Origin of the sequence: Cobetia amphilecti (assembly GCF_032923285.1) — a bacterium.
Lineage (GTDB): Bacteria > Pseudomonadota > Gammaproteobacteria > Pseudomonadales > Halomonadaceae > Cobetia > Cobetia amphilecti.
Genome location: NZ_CP136695.1, coordinates 847,088 through 869,791 on the forward strand (window position 1 = coordinate 847,088; position 22,704 = coordinate 869,791).

A 22,704-nucleotide genomic window follows, 5' to 3' on the forward strand; every position below is an offset into this window, starting at 1 on the left:
CCATGTCTTGCGGCCTGTCAGTCAGCGCCGCATGTCAGGCGCCGGCGACCGGACGAATGAGCATGTCCTGTGCCTTCTTTTCCTGCATCAGACCACGGAACAGCGAATAGCACATCACCAGCAGTACCAGCGTGAACGGCAGCCCCGTGGCGATGGCGCCCGCCTGCAGCGAGCCCAGCGCAGCGCTTCCGCCGCCATAGAGCAGGGCACCGGCGATCAGGCCTTCCATCGCTGCCCAGAACATGCGCTGGCTGATCGGTGCATCCACCTTGCCGCCGGCGGTGATCGAATCGATCACCAGCGAACCGGAATCCGAGGAGGTCACGAAGAACACCAGTACCAACAGGATGGCGATGAAGGACGCCACACCGGACAGCGGCAGGTTGTCGAGCATCTGGAACATGGCCAGCGACACGGAATCGATGCCATTGGCCAGCGCGCCGACGCCATTGATGGCCTGTTCCAGTGCGGTACCGCCGAAGACTGACATCCACACGATGGTGACGAGTGTCGGCACCAGCAGCACGGCGGTGACGAATTCGCGTACGGTGCGGCCGCGCGAGACACGTGCGATGAACATGCCGACGAACGGTGACCAGGAAATCCACCACGCCCAGTAGAAGACGGTCCAACCGTGGAACCAGCTTTCATCGGGGCGGCCGATCCAGTTGGACAGCGGAAGCAGATATTCCACATAGCTGAGGGTGGTGGTGCCCAGGCCCATGAGAATGGCGAGTGTCGGCCCGAAGATGAGGATGAAGATGATCAGGACAGCGGCGATGATCATGTTGATGTTGGAAAGCAGCTTCACGCCGCCATCCAGGCCACGACTGACCGAGTAGATGGCCACCAGCGTCACCAGGATGATGATCGCGATCTGGGTCGGCAGGCCATCGCCGACGCCGAACAGGTAGTCCAGCCCCGATGCTGCCTGAGCGGAGCCCAGCCCCAGCGAAGTCGCCAGACCGAAGATGGTCGCCAGCACGGCGAGGATATCGACGATATGCCCCATCCAGCCCCAGGTGCGCTCACCGAGTATCGGGTAGAACGCCGAGCGGATGGTCAGCGGCAGGCCCTTGTTGTAGGTGAAGAAGGCCAGCGACAGCCCGACCACGGCGTAGATGGCCCAGGGATGCAGGCCCCAGTGATACATGGTGGCACCCAGCGCGGCGCGTGCTCCTTCCGGCGTCCCGGCGGGTGCGTTCAGTGGCGTGCCGTACCAGTCGGTGTAGTAGGCCACCGGTTCGGCGACGCTCCAGAACATCAACCCGATGCCCATGCCAGCGGCGAACAGCATCGCGAACCAGGAGCGTGTCGAGAACTCGGGCTTCGCCTTTTGACCGCCCAGGCGCAGCTTGCCCACTGGGTGCACGATCAGCAGCAGGCAGAACAGCACGAAGAGGTTGCCGGCCAGCATGAACAGCCAGTCGCCATGTGCGATGGACCAGGCCTTGGCGCCGCCCAGGGCACTTTCCGCGCCCGCTGGGAAGAGGATGGCAAACAGGATGAAGCTGACGATCAGCACGGCGCTGATCGCGAAGACGGGGTTGTGAACATCGAGACCCATGACCTGGACATTGTCCTGGCCGATCTCGTAGTCCGTGTCATACGGATTCGATGACATGTGGTGACCTCATGTTGTTATTGGTGTCGCCAGCCGGGCAGGGCAGCTGGCGTGAAGCGAGGTGTTGTCGTGGGTGTCTCCCGGGGCTGCGATGTGGGAAGGGGGTGGAATGGCAATCCGGAGCGCGGTGGCGAGTCTGACTGCGGGGCAGGTCGCCACCGGCCCTCGTGATTGTGTGAGGGCTGGGCGAGAGCGAGTTAGCTGGATACGACGCCGGCATATGCGTGACTGACACAGGGGGCGATTCAGCGCTCAGAGCGGTTGTCGCAGGTGTGCCCGCTTTGTAGATTGCGATCTACAGTGAAGGAAAGTGGTGCGTACTCCCTGACCGCGCACCACTTTCGCGCCCGAGACTTCACTCCTCGCGCGATACGCCAGTCCTTGCCTGCTCCTGCCCAATAACAACACCGTGGTGCCGCCATGACGCCTGAGACCCTGACCGAGCCGACACCTGTCGCTCGCCGCCGTTCGCGCAGCCAGTTGCGCGGCCGTCCGCTGGATGCCGAGGCCTGGGCCGAGGTACAGCGCCTGCTGGGCGATGCCCCGGCGCAGCGTGACTTTCTGCTCGAATATCTGCACGTGCTCAATGATGAGGTCGGCTACCTGACGCTGGCCCATCTGCGCGCGCTGGCCGAGTGGATGCGCCTGCCGATGGCCGAGGTCTACGAGACGGCCACCTTCTATGCCCATTTCACCGTGGTTCGCGATGGCGAGACGCCGCCCGCGGCGCTGACCGTGCGCGTCTGTGATTCGCTGTCCTGCCAGCTGGCCGGCTCCGAAGCCTTGCGCGCCGGTCTCGCCTCGGGGCTGGACCCCGAACAGGTGCGCGTGCTGCGTGCGCCCTGCATGGGGCGCTGCGACAGTGCGCCGGTGGCGGAGGTCGGGCATTACCATCTCGGCCACGCCAGCGTGGAAGGCGTCACGGCGGCGATTGCCGAAGGCCATGTGCATGCCGCGCCGGCAGCGAGTCTCGACTATCCGCGGCTGGCGGAATATCGCGCCAGTGGCGGCTATGGGCTGCTCGCCGCGCTGGATGGCGGTGAGGTCAGCATCGAGGACCTGGCGCAGATGATCGAACAGGCGGGCCTGCGTGGCCTGGGCGGGGCGGGCTTTCCGACGTTTCGCAAGTGGGGCTTCGTGCGTGCCGAGGCGGGGCCGCGCTATTGCGTGATCAACGCCGATGAAGGCGAGCCCGGCACCTTCAAGGACCGCTGCTATCTGGAGCGTGAGCCGCACACCTTCCTCGAGGGCGCGTTGGCCAGTGCGCATGCCATCGAGGCCGAGGCGCTCTACCTCTATCTGCGCGACGAATACCCGACCCTGAATGAGGTGCTGCGCGAGTGCATCGCGGAGCTGGAAGCCGCAGGCCTCGTCGCGCCGGGCTATATCCAGCTGCGGCGTGGCGCCGGCGCCTATATCTGTGGCGAGGAATCGGCACTGATCGAGTCGCTGGAAGGCAAGCCCGGCAAGCCGCGTCAGCGTCCGCCCTTCGTGGCCCAGTGCGGGCTGTTCGGTCGTCCGACCCTGGTCAACAACGTCGAGACGGTCTATTGGATCGCGCGGCTCCATCGCGAAGGCCATGACCACTACGTCGCGTCCGGGCGTCAGGGGCGTCAGGGGCTGCGCAGCTTCTCGCTCTCCGGGCGTGTCAAACGCCCGGGCATGTATCTGGCGCCGGCTGGCATCACGCTCAGCGAACTGGTCGAGGAATACGGCGGCGGCATGGCCGACGGCCATCGCCTGCGTGCCTATCTGCCCGGCGGGGCTTCCGGCGGCATTCTGCCGGCCAGCAAGGCGGACCTGCCGCTGGATTTTGACACCCTGCAGGCCCACGGCTGCTTCATCGGCTCGGCCGCGGTGGTGGTGCTGTCGGATAAGGACGACCTGGCAGCGGTGGCGCGCAATCTGATGAGCTTCTTCATGGACGAGTCCTGCGGCCAGTGCACGCCGTGTCGTGTCGGCACGCGCCAGATGCTGGCGGCGCTCAGCGGCGATGAGTGGGATGAGACGCTGCTGACGCGCTTGTCGCAGGTGATGATGGACGCCTCGATCTGTGGGCTCGGTCAGGCCGCGCCCAATCCGGTGCTCGGCCTGCTCAAGGACTTCCGGGAGACCCTCGCCAGCAGCGGGGTACGCTTGATCGCCACGAGCCATGCGGCTGACAGCACGGGAGGTGAGGCATGAAGGCGCTGACAGGATTGGGCAACTCATCCTCGGATGAGCAGCCGCTGCGCGAGGATGGCTTCACCATCACGCTGGATGGCGCCGAGGTGACGGCCTATCCCGGCGAGACGCTGTGGAAGATTGCCAAGCGTGCCGGCGAGACGATTCCCCACCTCTGCTACAGCGAAGCGCCGGATTATCGCGGCGATGGCAACTGTCGCGCCTGCATGGTCGAGATCGATGGCGAGCGCACCCTTGCTGCCAGCTGCATCCGCGAGGCGCGGGCGGGCATGGTGGTGCGCAGTGCCAGCTCGCGACGTGCCGGCGGGGCGCGCGCGATGGTGGTGGAGCTGCTCGCCGCCGACATGCCCGCCGAGGCGCACAACCCCGATGTCAGCAGCCACTTCATGGCGATGGCCGAGCTGCTGGCGGTGGATGTCGGGCACGCGCGCGAGACCCTGGGCGGTGCCCGCGAGACGGTCCGAGAGTGGCTGGGGGATACGGTGGAGGAGTGGTTGCCGATGCAGGCCAGCGCTCTCGATTACTCCCACACCGCGATGGCGGTCAATCATGATGCCTGCATCAGCTGTGGCCTGTGCGTGCGCGCCTGTCGCGAGGTGCAGGTCAATGACGTGATCGGGCTGGCGGGGCGCGGCAGCAATACGCGTATCGTGTTCGATCTCGAGGACCCGATGGGCGACAGCACCTGCGTCGCCTGCGGCGAGTGCGTACAGGCCTGCCCGACCGGCGCTCTGATGCCCGCCGCCCAGGTGGATGAGCAGGGCTTCGGCGACAGCGCCGCCGTCGATGAGCGCGTCGCCTCCATCTGCCCGTACTGCGGCGTGGGCTGTCAGCTGGAGTATCAGGTCAGTCGCGGCAGCGGCGAGGCATTGAGTGTCGAGGGTCAACCGGTCGCGACCCTGGCGGATGCCCAGCAGAGCGTGGCGGACGGCGACTCCCTCAAGACTGACAAGCGCCGGCAGCGCGTCGCGGATACGCGGCTGGACAACATCATCGCGGTCAGTGGGCGCGACGGGCCATCCAACCACGGCCGGCTGTGCGTTAAGGGGCGCTTCGGCTTCGATTATCCGCGCCATCCGGAGCGCCTGATCCGCCCCCTGATCCGCCGTGACGGTGTGGCCAAGGGGCTGGATGCGAACTTTGACCCCGCCCACCCGCTGACCCACTTCCGTGAGGCCAGCTGGGACGAGGCCCTTGAGGTCGCGGCCGAGGGGCTCATGCGCCTCAAGCGCGCGCATGGCCCCGACAGCCTGGCGGGCTTCGGCAGCGCCAAGTGCACCAACGAGGAGGCGTGGCTGTTCCAGAAGCTGGTGCGCACCGGTTTCGGCTCCAACCATGTCGATCACTGCACGCGCCTGTGTCATGCAAGTTCGGTGGCGGCGCTGATGGAAGGCGTCGGCTCGGGCGGCGTGAGTGCCTCCTTCATGCAGGCCGAGCAGTCCGATCTGATCGTGCTGACCGGCTGCAACCCGGGCGTCAATCATCCGGTGGCGGCGACCTTCTTCAAGCGCGCCGCCAAGCGTGGCACGCGCATCGTGGTGATCGACCCGCGTGCGCTGGCGCTGCGTCGTCAGGCGCATCGCTCGATCCAGTTCACGCCGGGGGCGGACGTGGCGCTGTTCAATGCCATGCTCAACGTCATCATCAGCGAGGGGCTGGCCAATCAGGCCTATATCGAGGCACACACCGAGGACTTCGCCGCGCTGGCGGAGCATGTCGCGGCGCTGACGCCGGAGGCGATGTCGCCGCTGTGTGGCGTGGCGGCAGAAGAGATTCGCGCCGTGGCCCGCGAGTATGCGACCGCCAGGCGCGCGATGATCTTCTGGGGCATGGGCATCTCGCAGCACACCCACGGCACCGACAATGCGCGCTGCCTGATCGCGCTGGCGCTGGTGTGTGGTCATGTCGGGCGTGAAGGCACCGGCCTGCACCCGCTGCGCGGTCAGAACAACGTCCAGGGCGCCTCGGATGCCGGGATGATTCCGATGGTGTTCCCGGACTATCAGCCGGTGGGTGACACGGCGGCGCGCGAGCGGCTGGAAGCGCTGTGGCAGACCCCGCTCTCGGCGACGCCGGGCCTGACGGTAGTGGAGATCATGCACGCCATCCACGCCGATCAGATCCGCGGCATGTACATTCTCGGCGAGAATCCGGCGATGTCGGACCCGGATCTCGAACATGCGCGCAGCGCGCTGGCGCATCTGGAGCACCTGGTGGTGCAGGACATCTTCGTCACCGAGACGGCACAGTTCGCCGATGTGGTGCTGCCCTCGTACGCCTGGCCGGAGAAGGACGGCAGCGTCACCAATACCAACCGGCAGGTACAGCGCGGGCGGGCGGCACTGCGCGCCCCGGGCGAGGCGAAGCCGGACTGGTGGATCACCCAGCAGCTGGCGCGGCGCATGGGGCTTGACTGGGATTACGCCGGGCCGGAGGAGATCTACGCCGAGATGCAAAAGGGCATGGATTCCCTCGACAACATCGACTGGGCGCGGCTGTCCGAGGAGAACTCGGTGACCTATCCGTGCCTGACGCCGGGAGGCGAGGGCGAGGATGTGGTGTTCGGAGAGGGCTTCCCGCGCGCCAGCGGCCGTGCCCGCTTCGTGCCTACCTGGCCCACGCCGCCGGATGAGACGCTGGATGACGACTATCCGACGGTGTTGACCACCGGCCGTCAGCTCGAACACTGGCATACCGGCTCGATGACGCGCCGCGCGGCGGTGCTCGACAATCTCGAGCCGGCCGCCGTGGCCACGCTCAATCCGGTGGAGCTGGAGCGCCTGGGCATCACGCCGGGCGAGCCGCTCTCGATCACCACGCGTCGTGGCCAGATCACTCTTGCTACCCGCGCCGATCCGCTGACGCCAGCCGGCATGGTCTTCGTGCCTTTCTGCTACGCCGAGGCCGCCGCCAATCTGTTGACCAATCCGGCGCTCGACCCGGTGGGCAAGATTCCCGAGTTCAAGTACGCCGCCTGTCGTCTGGCCAGGGCCGAACCCGCCTCGGCGGGTGTGGAGAGCTGAAGCGGACATGTGAGGTGGGCATGGCAAGCGGGCTGGACCGAGCGGCCAGATCGAGGCAATAGACCGCAACCGAGCCAGACGCGCCTGACGCAAATGCCTACGCCAGTGGCGTGGGCAGGCACGCAGAGGGCGCCCCGGTCTGACCAGAATGTCGGAGACAGCCCGTCGTGCATTTCGGCTATCCTCAGAAAGGCTATGCTCAGAACAGAGTGGGTCAATACCAATGACAATGCCCGCCGTCAGCGAGCAAGGAGAATGACGATGATGATCGTGGAGCTGATTGATCACGAAGACTTTCGTGAGCGGCTGGTGGCGCTGGGCGTGCAGATTTCCGAGCATGCCTGCGCGGATACCTGCGCGCGCATGGCACTCAGAAAGCATGCCGAGGTGGGCGTGCCGGGCCTGCAGGAACTGGTGCGCGAGCTGGTGATGCACTCCGATATCCTGCTGCCGTCGGTGCGCCAGGCGCTGGACAAGTATCTGCTGCCGGGACTGCGCTAGGCGCGGCACTCCTGAAAGATTGCGCGCCGCGCGCTGACACTGATTGCCAGATGAACAAAAGGGCCTGTCGACTGACAGGCCCTTTTGCGTGGGTGCTCACTCGCCTCTTTTCACTGCGCGCAGTGGCTCAGGTCGCTGCGTTGGCGCGATCGTATTCGCGCTTCTCCCAGCGCAGACCGCGGAACAGCGAGAAGCACATCACCAGCAGCACCACCGTGAAGGGCAGTCCCGTGGAGATGGCGCCCGCCTGCAGCGCACTCAGTGCGGTGCTGCCGCCGCCATACAGCAGGGCACAGGCGATCAGGCCGCCGGCCGCTGCCCAGAAGATGCGCTGGCGCGTCGGAGCATCCTGCTTGCCACCGGCGGTGATGGAATCGATCACCAGCGAGCCGGAGTCGGAGGAGGTCACAAAGAACACCAGCACCAGCACGATGGCGACGCAGGAGGTGATGGAGGACAGCGGCAGGCTGTCGAACATCTGGAACATGGCCATCGAGGGAGTGTCGATGCCCTGGGCCAGCTCGCTGCCGGCGGCTCGTGCCTCTTCCAGTGCGGTGCCGCCGAAGACGGTCATCCACACGATGGTGACCAGGGTCGGTACCACCAGCACGGCGGTGACGAATTCGCGCACGCTGCGTCCGCGCGAGATACGCGCGATGAACATGCCGACGAACGGCGACCAGGAAATCCACCAGGCCCAGTAGAAGATGGTCCAGCTATGGAACCAGCCTTCGTCGGGGCGATCGATCCAGTTGGAGAGCGGCAGCAGATATTCCAGATAGCCGACGCTGGTGGTGCCGAGTCCGGTGATGATGTCCATGGTCGGGCCGACGATGAACAGGAACACCACCAGCAGCGCGGCCAGCATCATGTTGAGATTGGAGAGGCGTTTGACGCCGCCATCCAGGCCGCGACTCACCGAGTAGATGGCCGCGAGCGTGACCGCCACGATCACGCCGATCTGACTGACCAGCCCATCGCCGATGCCGAACAGATGGTCCAGCCCCGAGGCCGCCTGTGCCGCGCCCAGCCCCAGAGAGGTGGCAAGGCCGAACAGGGTGGCGAGCACCGCGACGATATCGATGATATGGCCGCTCCAGCCCCATACACGTTCACCCAGCAAGGGGTAGAACACCGAGCGCAGCGTCAGCGGCAGGCCCTTGTTGTAGGCGAAGAAGGCCAGCGACAGGCCGATCACGGCATACATGGCCCACGGGTGAAGCCCATAGTGGAAGACGGTGGCCGAGAGTGCCGCCGTTGCGCCTTCCGGCGTACGCGGTGGTGCGTTCAGTGGCGTGCCGGACCAGTCGGTGTAGTACGCCACTGGCTCGGCGACCCCCCAGAACATCAGGCCGGTGCCCATGCCGGCCGCGAACAGCATCGCGAACCAGGCCATCCGGCTGAATTCCGGCTTGGCGTCGCGTCCGCCCAGACGCAGGCGGCTGACCGGGTGCAGGACCAGCAGTAGGCAGAACAGGATGAAGAAGTTGCTGGAGAGCATGAACAGCCAATCACCATGGGTGATGGACCATGCCTTGGCGCCGCCCAGTGCCGACTCGGCCGACTCGGGCATCAGCAGCGTGAACAGGATGAAGCCTACGATCAGCAGCGCACTGATGGTGAAGACCGGCTTGTGGACATCCAGCCCGAGTCGCTGAACATTGTCCTGACCGATCTGGTAATCCGTCACATACGGATTCGATGACATGGAGTTACCTCGTATGTTTTCTTTCGATAGCCGCTCCTGTGGGCATCTCGAGTCAGAATGAGGGACCTTGTCCCGCCTGGTGGAAGCGTTCAGACCTTGGTCTGAAGCCTTGTGCAACATGCGCCTTTCTGCCAGTTGCAGGTGGTGGCGTCAAACCTTGAGCCATCCTTGTCGTGCGCTGAAAGGCATTGATTGTATTAAGGTTTATGGATTTCCTATCCGTGCCGGAAAGTCATTCGGGGCGCTGTAAACTGAACAGGCTATCCGTGCGTGCATAGTCACTGCCGGCCATGCGCCCGATGGCACGCAGCACCTCATTGTCGACATGCCGCCCATCCCAGACCGCTGCGTCGGCATGCATCACCACCACCTCGGCCAGCACCAGTGAACCGGCCAGCGGCTGATCACCGAACGAGATGATGTCGCGCAGTCGACAGCCGAAGGCGATCGGGGCGCCCTCCACGCGCGGGACCGCAAGCGGCGGCATGGCCACCTTGTTCAGGCCCGCGTGGGTGAACTCATCCTCGTCGGCGGCGAGACTGGCGCTGGTGAGATTGAGCGCCTCGCTCATCGCCTCGCCACCGATGTGAATGACGCATTCCGCGACCTGCCCGAGGTTGTTGAGGGTGTCCTTGGTCTTGCCTTCGCCATTGCGCAGCGGGCTGAAGGCGAGCACCGGCGGATTGATGCTGGCGATGGTGAAGAACGAGAAGGGCGCGAGGTTGGTGTTGCCTGCCGCATCGATGGTCGAGACCCAGGCGATCGGCCGGGGCGCGATGCTGCCCGAGAACAGGCGATAGAGGATGCCTGCGGGAAGCTGGTCGGCGGCGATGAGGGAATGCGTGGTCGAGGAGGCAGTCATGGTAGGGCTCTCGTTGCAGGGCTGTTGTTGTAGAGCTGTCATTGCAGAGCTGTAGCTGTAGAGCTGTCATCGCAGAGCTGTCATCGCAAAGCGGGCGTTTCAGGGCATGGCTCTCGACCCGCTCAGGCAGCATGTCGCACGGCCCTGACATTGGAGAGAGTGTGAGCCCGCCAGGCCCAGAGCCCGATAAGCCAAGAGACCCGGCAAGCCAAGAGACCCGGCAAGCCAAGAGACCCGGCAAGCCAAGAGACCCGGCAAGCCAAGAGACCCGGCAAGCCAAGAGACCGCTAGACCGAGAGCTCGAGAATCTGGCCGTCGCGGCGAGTGGCGGCCGCGAATCATCGCTGATGGGGAACGCGAATCGCGCCTGACCTCAGGCCGGTGGTGCTGGTGAAGAGAGACCTGTGTGGCCGCTGGGCGTGGAAAAGGTCCCGGGAAATTCTCCCAGATCATTGTCCCTATTTTTGGTGTGGTCAATTGTCGCAGGTCTTGACCTTTTTCGAGGATGTTGTTCCTGACGCCGCGGTCGAGTTCATTCCTTGTCTGACTCAAGTCACACAATGGGGGCGGGAAACCGGATTTTTGTGCAAAATTGGTAACCAGAAGGTTTCTGAGGTGTGTTTATTTGTGTATTTTTTATGATGGAAGGCTGGGCGTCATCTGGCGGAAAGGTGGTGAGTCCGCGTAAATGAATGACGGAAAATGACACTCATCAGGCCATTTGGTTCGGCATTGATCATGAGAATGGCATGCCAAGGTTGCGAAAAAGTGTCCCCTGTTGATCGGGAATGCCAGCATCATGTGAGACGCATCATGGTGCATTTACCTGTCAGGTAATGATCGATAATGATGCATGTTTTCTCGTCAATGAACGCCGGCCTCATACAAGTATCATGTCGGGAAAATGCCTCTCTCGCCCGGGTTGGGGGAGTACTTCAGCAACTTTTGAAAGGCTTATCGGTACAATTTTTGGCATTTAATTTCAAGCAGTGGCCATTTATTGGGTTTTTGTTGCGCAGTATCGTGTGGCGGTAGTGGTTGCTTCGACGCCACCTGGTGCGCCGATGGCGAGGACATCTGTGGGGATGCACTGAATTGTGACGCGACAAGGTCGTGATTCTCACGGGCATCATCAAGCAGGGCAGGGGGGCTGGCATCGCGGAGAAGGCCGGTGAATGACGAGCTGTCTGGCCCTGCAAGGCATGCACTGTCGCGACATCATTGCCGTGAGTGTCGGCTTCGCCACCCGATCCCGCTGCCTTAACCTCCCTCGAGCGTGAGAGAACTCATGCCGCTCAAGGCATGATTGGCGCGCACCGGATGGCCGAAGTCATCCGCATGTGGCCCCTGGTGCGTCATCCTGCCCCGTAGTCAGCCCCCCTGTCTTTTCTCTATCCTGTGCCCGCCTGCGGGAAATCTTCTGATTTCGTTCGAAAGATCGACGGCTTCCTGTTGGTCATTTCTTCGAACGCTGTGTTCCACATGTGGGCTCGTCATGACGCCATGGCGTGTTCCAACGAGGTCGTGAGATGAGAAAAAGCCTAATGCGGGGGGCTCTGCGGGGACTCCCTATCCTCGCGGGATTATTGATGCTGTCCGGCTGTGACGCCGTACTCTTCGATCCCAAGGGGCCTATCGGTGAATCCGAAAAGTCGCTGATCCTGACTGCTACCTACCTGATGCTCGTGGTTGTTATCCCGGTCATCTTCATGACGCTGTGGTTCGCCTGGCGCTATCGCGATACCAAGCAGAGCAAGGCGACCTACACGCCCAACTGGGCGCATTCCACCAAGATCGAGATCGTGGTCTGGGGCATTCCGTGCCTGATCATCCTCGCTCTGGGCATCCTGACCTGGAAGAGCACGCACGAGCTGGACCCGCGTGCCGAGATCGTCGACGGCGGTGAGCCGATCGAGGTGCAGGTCGTGTCCATGGACTGGAAGTGGTTGTTCATCTATCCGGAGCAGGGCATCGCGACGGTCAATGAACTGGCCATGCCGGTGGATCGTCAGGTTCGCTTCCACATCACATCCGACACGGTGATGAACTCGTTCTTCGTCCCGCAGCTCGGTAGCCAGATCTATGCAATGGCGGGGATGGAAAACCGTCTGCACCTGATCGGCAGTGAAGTGGGTACCTACGACGGTATCTCTGCCAGCTATAGCGGCGCCGGCTTCGCCGACATGCACTTCAAGGCGCATGTCATGAGCGAAGGCGACTTCGACGCCTGGATCGAGAAGGCACGCGGCAGCAGCAAGGTGCTGGATGACGCTGGTCTTGCCGCTCTCAAGGAGCCGAGCGAGGACGTTGCCCCGACCTTCTATGGTCAGGTCAAGCCGAACCTGTATGAGCAGATCATGGCGCCCTACATGGACGGCATGGAGCTGGGCATGAGCGATGATCAGATGCGCCACATGAAGAAGGGTGGAATGCATCACGACAGCGCCGAACACGGCATGTCCGATCATGACGCTTCTGGTCACGCTGAATCTGCGATGGCAACCGAGGAATAAGCAATGCTTGGAAAACTCACAATAGAGGCTGTTCCGTATCACGAGCCGATCATCATGATCGTGCTTGCGGCGGTAATCCTCGGTGGTGCAGCCCTTGTCGGCTTCATCACGGTAAAGAAAAAGTGGGCCTACCTGTGGAATGAGTGGTTCACCTCTGTCGATCACAAGAAGATCGGCATGATGTACATCATCGTCGCGTTGGTGATGCTGATCCGTGGTTTCTCCGATGCGATTATGATGCGTTCCCAGCAGATGCTGGCGTCCAGTGGTGGTCAGGGCTATCTGCCCCCGGATCACTACGACCAGATCTTCACTGCCCACGGCGTGATCATGATCTTCTTCGTGGCGATGCCGCTGGTCATCGGTCTGATCAACGTTGTCGTGCCGCTGCAGATCGGCGCACGTGACGTGGCCTTCCCGTTCCTGAACTCGCTCAGCTTCTGGCTGTTCGTGGTCGGCGCGCTGCTGGTCAACATCTCTCTGGGTCTGGGTGAGTTCGCCAAGACTGGCTGGCTGGCCTATCCGCCGTTGTCGGGGGCCAATTACAGCCCCGGGGTCGGGGTGGATTACTGGATCTGGTCATTGCAGATCTCCGGTGTCGGTACCCTGCTGACAGGTGTCAACTTCATCGCCACCATCCTCAAGATGCGTGCGCCGGGCATGTCCCTGATGAAGATGCCGGTCTTCACCTGGACCGCACTGTGCGCCAACGTCCTGATCGTCGCGGCCTTCCCGATTCTGACCGCTACCATCGCGATGCTGACGCTCGATCGCTACCTCGACTTCCACTTCTTCACCAATGACCTTGGTGGAAACATGATGATGTACGTCAACCTCATCTGGGCCTGGGGCCATCCTGAGGTGTACATCCTGGTGCTGCCGGTCTTCGGTGTGTTCTCCGAAGTCATCGCCACCTTCTCCAAGAAGAAGCTGTTCGGTTACACCTCGCTGGTGTGGGCGACTCTCGTCATCACCGTCCTGTCGTTCATCGTCTGGCTGCACCACTACTTCACCATGGGTGCCGGCGCTGACGTGAACGCCTTCTTCGGTATCGCGACGATGATCATCTCGATCCCGACAGGTGTGAAGATCTTCAACTGGCTGTTCACCATGTACCGTGGTCGTGTCGAAATGACCTCTCCGGTGCTGTGGACCCTGGGCTTCATCGTCACCTTCACCATCGGTGGCATGACCGGCGTTCTGCTGGCCGTTCCGGGCGCCAACTACGTACTGCACAACTCGCTGTTCCTGATCGCCCACTTCCACAACGTCATCATCGGCGGCGTGGTCTTCGGTGCGATGGCCGGTATTACCTACTGGTTCCCGAAAGCGACCGGCTTCATGCTGTGCGAGAAGTGGGGCAAGCGTTCCTTCTGGTTCTGGATCACTGGCTTCTACCTCGCCTTCATGCCGCTGTACATCCTCGGCTTCATGGGCATGACCCGTCGTCTGCAGCACGTCGACAACCCGCTGTGGGTGCCGTACCTGGTCGTCGCCTTCATCGGTGCTGTCCTGATCCTGATCGGTATCGCGTGCACCGTGATCCAGATCGCGGTCAGCATCAAGAACCGCAAGCAGCTGCAGGACACCACTGGCGATATCTGGGGCGGTCGTACCCTGGAGTGGAGCACCACTTCACCGGCACCGTTCTACAACTTCGCTCACGAGCCGCAGGTTTCCGAGCTCGACGAGTTCTGGGAAATGAAGGAACGTGGCATCGAGCAGGAGGCCAAGAAGCCTTATGCGCCGATCCACATGCCGCGCAACGCCGCTGCTGGCGTCATCATCTCCGCCTTCAGCCTGGTGTTCGGTTTCGCACTGATCTGGCACATCTGGTGGATGGCCGTGGTCGGGCTGGTCGGCATGATCGCTACCTTCATCGTGCGCTCCTTCAACTACGACATCGACTACTACGTGTCCGTCGAGGAAGTGGAGCGTGTCGAGCGTGAGGGTCGCGAGCGTCGCGCCCTGCCCAGCGCCCGCACACCTAACGACACAGTGGTTCAGGGGTAATCATGGCGAATAATGCAATGACATCTCACGATGGGGCGCATGACGCCCATGACGATCACGAGCATCACGATACCAACGGCCTGAAGGTCTTCGGTTTCTGGCTCTATCTGCTGAGCGACTGCATCCTGTTCGCGATGCTGTTCGCGGTCTACGTGGTACTGAGCCAGGCCTATGCCGGTGGCCCGACGGGCGCCGAGATCTTCGAGCTGAACTTCGTGCTGGTCGAGACCGCGCTGCTGCTGGCCTCGAGCTTCACCTACGGCCTGGCGATGCTGGGCATGAACCGCGGAGACAGCTCCGCGGTGATCAAGTGGCTGATGATCACCTTCGCCTGTGGCGCAGGCTTCATCGCGATGGAAATCTATGAGTTCTACCACCTGATCGTGAACGGCCAGGGTCCGGACAAGTCCGCGTTCCTGTCTGCCTTCTTCACCCTGGTCGGCACCCACGGTCTGCACGTGACCGTCGGTCTGATCTGGATGGCGCTGCTGATCTTCCAGGTCAAGAAGAAAGGTCTGACGGAAGTGCATCGCGGTCGTCTGATGATGCTCAGCCTGTTCTGGCACTTCCTGGACGTCATCTGGATCTGCGTCTTCACCGTCGTCTATCTCACAGGAGTGATGCTATGAGCCATTCCAACAACGACCACAACGACAATCACGGCAGCGTCAAGCAGTACGTGACCGGTCTGATTCTCTCCATCATCCTGACCATCATCCCGTTCGGGATGGTGATGATGATGGATGATCCGGGTGTCGGCGTGATCTGGGCCATCTACGGTTTCGCCATCGCTCAGGTCTTCGTGCAGCTGTACTTCTTCCTGCACTTGGACGGCTCCAAGGAGCAGAGCTGGAATGTCATGGCCATGCTGTTCACCGTGGTGATCGTGGCAATCGTCGTTGGTGGTTCCATATGGATCATGATCGAGCTGAATCAGAACATGATGCCCATCTGATAGCGTGAGCCTGATGATCAAGGACTACCTGCGTACCACCAAGCCGGGCATTATCTTCGGCAACCTGATCACCGTCAGCGGCGGCTTCTTTCTCGCTTCCGGTGGTGAGGTGGATTGGGCGCTGTTCATCGCCACCCTGGTCGGGGTGGCGTTGATCGTGGCCTCAGGCTGTGTGTTCAACAACTGCATCGATCGCGATATCGACCGCCACATGGCACGTACCCAGGGCCGTGCTCTGGTGCAGGGCGACATCTCGCTGAAGGGGGCCTTCGTCTTCGGCAGCGTGCTGGGCCTTGCGGGCTTCTGGCTTCTGGCCGCGATGACCAATCTCATGGCGATGATCGCCGTGGGGCTGGGCTTCGTGATCTACGTCGGGGCCTACAGCATGTGGCTCAAGCGTGGCTCGGTGTATGGCACCCTCATCGGCTCACTGTCCGGCGCTGCGCCGCCAGTGGTCGGCTACCTGGCCGTCACCGGTCAGGCGGACATGGGGGCGCTGCTGCTGTTGATCATCTTCAGCATGTGGCAGATGCCGCATTCCTATGCGATTGCCATGTTTCGTGTCGATGACTATCGGGCCGCCAATATTCCGGTACTCCCGGTAGCGCGAGGCATGGAGCATGCCAAGCGTGTAGTGACGGGGTACATTGCCGGCTTCATCCCGGTGTCGCTGTTGCTGACACTGTGGGGATATACCGGCATCTGGTATCTGGTAGTCGCGACCGTCACGGGTGGCTGGTGGCTGTATCTGGCCGCCTGGCGCCTCAAGGATCAGCCTGATGCCTCCTGGGCACGCAAGCTGTTCGGCTTCTCCATCATCATCGTCATGGCGCTCAGCCTGATGATGAGTCTGGACACGCAGCTGTAATCCAGCCGTAGTACCTCTCGGGTGACCCGCCTTCGGCGTGTTGCCCGGGTGAAAGCCAAAAAAACCCGCCACCGGCTTGCCGGTGGCGGGTTTTTTCTTGCCTGTCTTTCAGAGCCTCAGGTTTCGAGGACTCAAGCCCTCAGGCCAGCTGCAGATGCGGCTCCTGCTGTTCCTTGAGCGCTTCCTGCATGCGCTCGGCATACCAGTCGACGAAGTCGACGACACCGAACTCGAAGGTCGCCGAGTAGGGGCCGGGCTGATAGGCGCTGGAGTTGACGCCGCGCTGGTTCTCTTCCACCAGCTGACGGTCCTGATCATTGGTGGCGTCCCACACCTTGCGCAGCTTCGCCAGGTCGTAGTCGACACCTTCCACCGCGTCCTTGTGCACCAGCCATTTGGTGGTCACGCGGGTCTTGAGGGGGCCGATCGGGTCGACCTGGAAGACCACGGCGTGATCGCCCATGAAGTGGTTCCAGGAGTTGGGCAGGTTGAGGATGCGCAGCGAGCCCATGTCGGGGCTTTGCAGGCGACCCAGCAGCTTCTTGCACGCCGGGGTGCCGTCCGTGGTCATCGAGACGGTGCCTTCCAGCAGCGGCGTGCGCGTCATGCGATTGCGGCGACCGAAGCGCACCAGTTGATAGGGCACCTTCTCGGCATCCCAGTCGGCCTGCTTCTTCGCGACCAGCGCCTTGTAGGCATCGGTGGCACGCGGGTCATCGGTGTCATCGAATTCCTGCAGGCTGTTGAGCAGCTCCGGGTGGGAGCCATCGCAGTGATAGCACTCGCGATTGTTCTCGATCACCAGCTTCCAGTTGCCTTCCTCGATGATGGAGGAGCTGGCCGCGACCTTGACGTTCTCCATGTCGTAGGGCTTGAGGTAGAACTCCAGCGTCTTGAAGAACGGCTCGCAGTTCTCGGGCTGCTCGGCGAGGTTGATGAACAGCATGCCGCCGGCTGAGCGCACGTGGACGGGGTGCAGGCCGTATTCACTGGTATCGAAGGTGGTACCCATGTCAGAACCGGCGAACAGCAGGCGACCATCCAGCTCATAGGTCCACTTGTGATAGCCGCACACCAGCTTGGCGACCTTGCCACGCTCGGTGCTGCACAGGCGAGACCCGCGATGGCGACAGACGTTATGGAAGGCATGGATGGCCCCGTTGTCACCGCGCACGATGATGATCGGACTGTTGCCTACATCCATGGTCATGAAGTTGCCCTTGAGCGGGATCTCGCTGCTGAGACCGGCAAACAGCCACTCGCGCTCGAAGATCTCCTTCATGTCGAGATCGAACAGGCGCTGATCATTGTAGAAGGGCTGGGGCAGGGTGTAGCCGGGACTGCGGGCCTCTAGAAGCCGCGCGGCGGCCTCGCGTACCGCCTGACGCTGCTGATCCTGAGCGTGTTCCAGTAAGTCGCTCATCGCGGTGTCCTCGCACGGTCGGTAGGCGCCGGGAGCAGGGTCGCCTTGGGTTGAGTGAGTGTGCTGATCATTGTTGTTGTGAAGCCGGGACAGAGGGAACGAGTGAACAGACCATTGCCGGGCAGCACCGCGGGGCGACATCGGGGCCCCATGAGGGAGTGCCGATGCATCGCGCGGTGCGTCGTCCCGTCCTGGTCGGTTCGGGTGTCGAGGGCGGCGCAGGCAGAGTGCCGCTCGCTCGACAGGATAGTCAGCGTGGAAGTTCAGGCAGCCCGCATGACGTCTGAGTGGCATTGCCACGCATGGAGCGCAGTGTGGCTGAGGTCAAGTCGCGACTTATGTCTGATGGCGACGCTCAATGATGTATTTCCGACGCCGGTCGTCTGCGCAGGGGCTTTGAGACACAGACAGGCGCAGCGATGAGGCGGGGGCAGGGCGCTGCGGGGGAGGGATTGGAGCGATCGGGCATGTTTCTGTCGTGCACGGATAAATGCTTGCCGGGCGCTGACTCGACAATCCTGAGCATGTCCCACCGTTGGCCGCGCACGCAGCGCAGGGTGGCCTGACACTGTCTCTTCAAGAACATGTCTCCAAGAACAACATGCCCAGCGAGGCCTTCATGAGCACCACTCTCAGCAACTTCAATCCGGTTACGACACAGACCTGGACCAACGGTCGACATAGCGTGCGCTGCGTGAAGGTCATTCAGGAAACCTGGGACGTTCGCACCTTCTGTTTCATGGCCGAACAGCCGGTGATGTTCTTCTTCAAGCCGGGGCAGTTCGTGACCCTGGAGCTCGAGATCGATGCCCAGCAGATCATGCGCTCCTACACCATCTCCAGCTCACCGTCGGTGCCCTACAGCTTCTCGATCACCGTCAAGCGCGTGCCGGGCGGCCTGGTCTCCAACTGGCTGCACGACAACCTCAATGAAGGCGATGTGCTGGCGGTGCACGGCCCGGTCGGCAACTTCAACTGCATCGACTACCCGGCGGAACGCATTCTGATGCTGTCCGGTGGCGTGGGCATCACGCCCTTGATGTCGATGGCGCGCTGGTACTTCGATACCAATGCCAACGTGGACATCTCCTTTGTACACAGTGCGCGCAGCCCGCGCGACATCATCTTCTGGCGTCAGCTCGAGTTCATGGATTCCCGCGTGCCGGAGTTCAACATGCACGTCATCTGCGAGCGCTTCGAGACCGGCCAGACCTGGTCCGGCTATCGCGGCTATCTCACCGACGCGATGCTCGAGATGATCGCGCCGGACTTCATGGAGCGCGAGATCTTCTGCTGTGGCCCCACGCCCTACATGAATGCGGTCAAGCATCTGCTGCGCAGCCACGGCTTCGACATGAGCCGCTATCACGAGGAATCCTTCGGTGCCACGCCGGTCGATGTCGAGGAAGAGGCCATCGTGCAGGCCGAACAGGCCGAGGTGCTGGCCGATGAGCTGGACCGCTCCGATCTCACGCGGGTCGAGTTCTCCGCCACCGGCAAGTCGGTGCAGATCGCCCCGGGCGAGACCGTCCACGCCGCCGCCGCCAAGCTCGGTCTGCATATTCCCAAGGCCTGCGGCATGGGCATCTGCGGCACCTGCCGGGTGCAGAAGGTCTCGGGCGAGGTCGAGATGGAACACAACGGCGGCATCACCGATGAAGACGTCGCCGAAGGCTTCATCCTGTCTTGCTGCAGCGTGCCCAATGGCGATGTGGTGATCGATTACTGATCCACAACCTGGCCTCCCGCCCTGCTGGCTTTCGCGAGCGATATTCACGGGCGGGCGCAGGCGCTGGATAAATGCGCTGGCTAAATGAGAGGACATGTCGCATTCGCGCGGTTGGATGACGCAGCCAGTCAGCCGCGACTTCCCGGGTCCCATTAGCGTTAGGGGTACAAAAAGTACAACTAACTAATGGAGCAAGACATGACTCGGGACGTGAAGACCCCACTACGGCCATCGCTCAAGATGGCCTGCCTGCCTATCGTGGCCACCCTGGCCGTTCTTGCATTGCAACTGTTCGTGTTCGGCGAGTTCACTCCGCATGTACCGCTGGTATGCGGTGTCGCCATCACGGCGCTGATCGGCTGGAAGCTGGGCCACGGCTGGTCGGCGATGGAAGAGGGCATGATGCGCATCGTGCGTGTCGGCCTGCCTTCCATCGCGATCCTGATTCTGGTCGGCATGACGGTCGGGGTGTGGATCGCCTCCGGCAGCGTACCGATGATCATCTACTACGGACTCAAGCTGGTCTCGCCGGAATACTTCCTGGCGGCGGCCATGCTGCTGTGCGCGGTGGTCTCGGTAGCGCTGGGTACCAGCTGGGGCACCGTGGGCACGGTGGGGCTTGCGCTGATGGGCATCGGGGCCGGCTTCGGCATTCCGCCGTGGTGGACCGCCGGTGCGGTGGTGTCCGGCGCCTTCTTCGGTGACAAGGTCTCGCCGCTGTCGGATACCACCAATCTGGCGCCGGCGGTGACGGGCGTGAATCTGTTCGCGCACATCCGCAACATGATGCCGACCACCATTCCCGCCATGCTGATCGCGCTGGTGATCTACCTGATCGCCGGCAACCTGCTCGCCGCCGGTCAGGTGCTGGATCTCGAGCGCATCACCGCCATCACCGAAGGGCTTTCCGGACACTTCACCTTCAATCTGTGGGTGCTGATGCCGCCGCTGCTGGTGATGACGCTGGCCGTTGCGCGCATGCCGGCACTCCCGGCGCTGTTCGTCGGGGTGCTAGCCGGAGCGGTCGTGGCATTCGGCGTACAGGGCGAGGCGGTCAAGGCGCTGTTCGGCTATATGCAGGGCGGCTACGCCTTGAGCACCGGCGTGAGCGAGATCGACAGCCTGCTCAATCGCGGCGGCATCATGTCGATGGCCTGGGTCATCCTGCTGGTGATGATCGCACTGGCCTTCGGGGGGATGCTGGAGGTGATCGGCTGTCTGGAGGTGCTGTGCGCCGCGGTGCTGGTCAAGGTGCGCGGTATCTTCGGTCTGCAGGTCGCGGCCAGTTCCACGGCGGCGCTGACCAATGTCATCGCGGGCGACCCCTACCTTTCGATTGCCCTGCCGGGGCGCATGTACGCGCCGATCTATCGGGGTGAGGGATATTCGACGCTCAACCTGTCGCGCTCACTGGAAGAGGGCGGCACCCTGATCTCGCCGCTGATTCCCTGGAATGCCGGCGGCGCGGTGGTGGTCAGTTCACTGGGGCTGATGGCCGGTGGTGCGGGCATGGAGGGGCTGCTCTACATTCCGCTGGCCTTCGCCTGCTGGCTGTCACCGTTGCTGGGGCTGCTCTACACCCTGCTTGGACGCTTCATCATTCGGGCCGATGATGATGAGCGCGCCGAATGGCAAGCCAGGGGACATGCCGTGACAACGCTGGCCCAGCTACGTCAGCAGCAGGCCGAGGGCCTGGCGGGACTGCAAGCCGCCGCGCCCGAGGTGCGCTGACAGTCTACTCGGCATGAGTGCTCTAAGACTTCATGCTCAGGTTCATGAGCAAGTCGACTCGCGCAGGAAGACGGCACAAACCATCTGGAGGTGCAGACGACTTCGGGGCTACCCTTCAGATGTTGCCACGTGAATGAGCGCATGCAGTGCAGGGGGCTCTGCGGGAAGTCCCGCCAGGCCATGCCAGGGTTCGCCCTGGTGCCATAAGCACAAGGCCCCGTTGGGCTGCATGCCACCTTCAGCTGCGGGTCGAGAGCGGAGAGCGTTCACGTCAGGTCCACGACTGCCACTCCAGTCACGGGTTTGGTCAAAAGGGCAATGATGACACAGGGGAACAGTGCGCCACCTCCAGGCCGGGAGCGGGTGCCAGCAGGACTACAAGGCTGATCGTCGCAACAGGAAGCGCCGTGCTGCTCAATATCGGGATGGTGCAATACCGTCTTCTTCACGGCACGGCAGTTTCCGCAGGAAGGTGTCACACGACCACGCAAGCTCAGGCTCGCGTGGTTTTTTTGTGCCTGTCATTCACAGCGGAAAGGCTCGGGCAGCTTCCGTCGGTTCAGCCCAGTGTCGCCCCCATCGCCGCCAGCAGCATGGGCAGATAGAGGAAGGCGGCGAGCGTCGAGCAGAACACCAGCGTAGCCACGTACTCCGGCTCACGCCCGGCCTTCTGGGCGAACATGTAGTTGTAGACCGCCACCGGCATGGCCATCTGCATGGTCAACACGTGCAGCGCCAGCGGAGGCAGGTCCAGCAGGGTGCCGATCCCCCAGGCACATAGGGCGGCAAAGGGAATGCGCAGGACACTGAAGCCCACGCCCGCCGCCAGATTCTTGACGCGAATGCTGGCCAGCGACACGCCCAGGGTGATCAGCATCAGCGGCACGGTGAAGCCGGAGATCAGCTCCAGGCTGTTGGTGACGAAGCGCGGCATGTGCACATCGCAGAGCAGCATGAGGGTGGCGACGATGCTGGCCCAGATGGTCGGCGAGCGCACCACGCTGCGCAGCGGGTTGCCGCTGGTGCTGGCAAGCCAGGCGCCGAGGGTGAACTGCAGCAGCGACATGGTGACCATGATGGTGATGGCGTAGGCGAAGCCGGCCTGGCCGAAGGCGTAGAGCGAGACGGGCAGGCCCATGTTGCCGACGTTGGAGAACAGCAACGGCGCCACCGCAACCTTCCAGGGTTTGCCTATCAGGCGCGCGAAGGGCCAGCTCAGCGCCAGCAGCAGTGCCATCACGGACAGCGTCGCCAGGCCCGTACGCAGGAAGCTCGAGTTGTCGATCTCGGCGCTGCCCAGCGCATTGAGGATCAGCGCCGGCGTGCCGATGTAGAGCACCAGCCGGGTGACGAAGGCCATCGGGTAGTCGTTGCCCAGCCTGACCCAGAAGAAGCCGATGGCGGCGCCACACAGTACCGGTGCCATCACCGCCAGCAATTCCATCAGCATATTCTCAACTCCCTTCCTCAGGCGCGCGCTTGCATGGATCAGTCGTCATCCGGCGCCTGATCGCACGATATCGGTGTCTAGCATACCTGCCCGCAGGGGCTTCGGTGTAGCGCCAGTGGC

At 62.8% G+C, this 22,704-nt stretch carries 15 protein-coding genes; 10 read left to right on the forward strand and 5 right to left on the reverse strand.

The annotated features are described in order from the left end of the window. Nucleotides 1–34: 34 nt before the first annotated feature. Nucleotides 35–1,624 carry a BCCT family transporter gene (locus R1T44_RS03750; protein ID WP_043333742.1) on the reverse strand — a complete coding sequence of 530 codons (1,590 nt, stop codon included), beginning with the start codon at nucleotides 1,622–1,624 and terminating at the stop codon, nucleotides 35–37. Nucleotides 1,625–2,044: 420 nt separating this feature from the next. Between R1T44_RS03750 and R1T44_RS03755 the strand changes: the two genes are divergently transcribed. The 3 genes from R1T44_RS03755 to R1T44_RS03765 all read left to right on the forward strand — a co-directional run bounded on the left by R1T44_RS03755 (nucleotide 2,045) and on the right by R1T44_RS03765 (nucleotide 7,332). Next, nucleotides 2,045–3,808 (forward strand): NADH-ubiquinone oxidoreductase-F iron-sulfur binding region domain-containing protein, encoded by a 1,764-nt coding sequence (locus R1T44_RS03755; RefSeq protein ID WP_317292594.1) that lies wholly within the window; start codon nucleotides 2,045–2,047, stop codon nucleotides 3,806–3,808. Next, a complete protein-coding gene (locus R1T44_RS03760) occupies nucleotides 3,805–6,831 on the forward strand; it encodes a molybdopterin-dependent oxidoreductase (RefSeq protein ID WP_279835325.1) in 3,027 nt (1,008 codons plus the stop codon). The genes R1T44_RS03755 and R1T44_RS03760 overlap by 4 nt, the downstream gene beginning before the upstream one ends. Before the next feature lie 261 nt (nucleotides 6,832–7,092). Beyond that, nucleotides 7,093–7,332, forward strand: coding sequence for a hypothetical protein (locus R1T44_RS03765; protein WP_043333148.1), 240 nt, complete (start codon nucleotides 7,093–7,095; stop codon nucleotides 7,330–7,332). A gap of 127 nt (nucleotides 7,333–7,459) precedes the next feature. Here R1T44_RS03765 and R1T44_RS03770 read toward each other — a convergent pair whose 3' ends face one another. Together R1T44_RS03770 and R1T44_RS03775 are read right to left on the reverse strand one after the other, a co-directional pair. Further along, nucleotides 7,460–9,040 carry a BCCT family transporter gene (locus R1T44_RS03770; protein WP_043333147.1) on the reverse strand — a complete coding sequence of 527 codons (1,581 nt, stop codon included), beginning with the start codon at nucleotides 9,038–9,040 and terminating at the stop codon, nucleotides 7,460–7,462. 232 nt (nucleotides 9,041–9,272) lie between these two features. Continuing rightward, nucleotides 9,273–9,902 (reverse strand): flavin reductase family protein, encoded by a 630-nt coding sequence (locus R1T44_RS03775; protein WP_052384477.1) that lies wholly within the window; start codon nucleotides 9,900–9,902, stop codon nucleotides 9,273–9,275. 1,544 nt (nucleotides 9,903–11,446) lie between these two features. Here R1T44_RS03775 and cyoA point away from each other — a divergent pair. From cyoA to cyoE, 5 genes are read left to right on the forward strand one after another with little or no spacing between them, the layout of a single operon-like run. Continuing rightward, complete coding sequence (gene cyoA, locus R1T44_RS03780) at nucleotides 11,447–12,415, forward strand: ubiquinol oxidase subunit II (RefSeq protein ID WP_082388205.1); 969 nt, start codon at nucleotides 11,447–11,449, stop codon at nucleotides 12,413–12,415. 3 nt (nucleotides 12,416–12,418) lie between these two features. Next, nucleotides 12,419–14,428: a cytochrome o ubiquinol oxidase subunit I gene (cyoB, locus tag R1T44_RS03785; protein WP_279835327.1), complete on the forward strand. Its 2,010-nt coding sequence runs from the start codon at nucleotides 12,419–12,421 to the stop codon at nucleotides 14,426–14,428. 17 nt (nucleotides 14,429–14,445) lie between these two features. Beyond that, nucleotides 14,446–15,057 (forward strand): cytochrome o ubiquinol oxidase subunit III, encoded by a 612-nt coding sequence (gene cyoC / locus R1T44_RS03790; protein WP_378080002.1) that lies wholly within the window; start codon nucleotides 14,446–14,448, stop codon nucleotides 15,055–15,057. Next, entirely contained in the window at nucleotides 15,054–15,383 is a 330-nt protein-coding gene (gene cyoD / locus R1T44_RS03795; RefSeq protein WP_043333144.1) for a cytochrome o ubiquinol oxidase subunit IV, read from the forward strand. Before cyoC ends, cyoD begins: the two co-directional genes overlap by 4 nt. 13 nt (nucleotides 15,384–15,396) lie before the next feature. Next, entirely contained in the window at nucleotides 15,397–16,251 is an 855-nt protein-coding gene (gene cyoE / locus R1T44_RS03800) for a heme o synthase (protein WP_043333143.1), read from the forward strand. Nucleotides 16,252–16,390: 139 nt separating this feature from the next. Here cyoE and R1T44_RS03805 read toward each other — a convergent pair whose 3' ends face one another. Beyond that, on the reverse strand, nucleotides 16,391–17,674 hold the full coding sequence (locus R1T44_RS03805; RefSeq protein ID WP_279835329.1) for an aromatic ring-hydroxylating oxygenase subunit alpha: 1,284 nt from the start codon (nucleotides 17,672–17,674) through the stop codon (nucleotides 16,391–16,393). A 619-nt stretch (nucleotides 17,675–18,293) separates the two neighbouring features. Between R1T44_RS03805 and R1T44_RS03810 the strand changes: the two genes are divergently transcribed. Together R1T44_RS03810 and nhaC are read left to right on the forward strand one after the other, a co-directional pair. Continuing rightward, nucleotides 18,294–19,403, forward strand: coding sequence for a hybrid-cluster NAD(P)-dependent oxidoreductase (locus R1T44_RS03810; protein ID WP_279835331.1), 1,110 nt, complete (start codon nucleotides 18,294–18,296; stop codon nucleotides 19,401–19,403). A gap of 198 nt (nucleotides 19,404–19,601) precedes the next feature. Continuing rightward, the gene (gene nhaC / locus R1T44_RS03815) at nucleotides 19,602–21,134 is read left to right on the forward strand and encodes a Na+/H+ antiporter NhaC (protein WP_317292595.1); all 1,533 of its coding nucleotides are present in this window, start codon (nucleotides 19,602–19,604) and stop codon (nucleotides 21,132–21,134) included. A gap of 559 nt (nucleotides 21,135–21,693) precedes the next feature. Here nhaC and R1T44_RS03820 read toward each other — a convergent pair. Then, on the reverse strand, nucleotides 21,694–22,584 hold the full coding sequence (locus tag R1T44_RS03820; RefSeq protein WP_317292596.1) for an AEC family transporter: 891 nt from the start codon (nucleotides 22,582–22,584) through the stop codon (nucleotides 21,694–21,696). Nucleotides 22,585–22,704 lie beyond the last annotated feature (120 nt).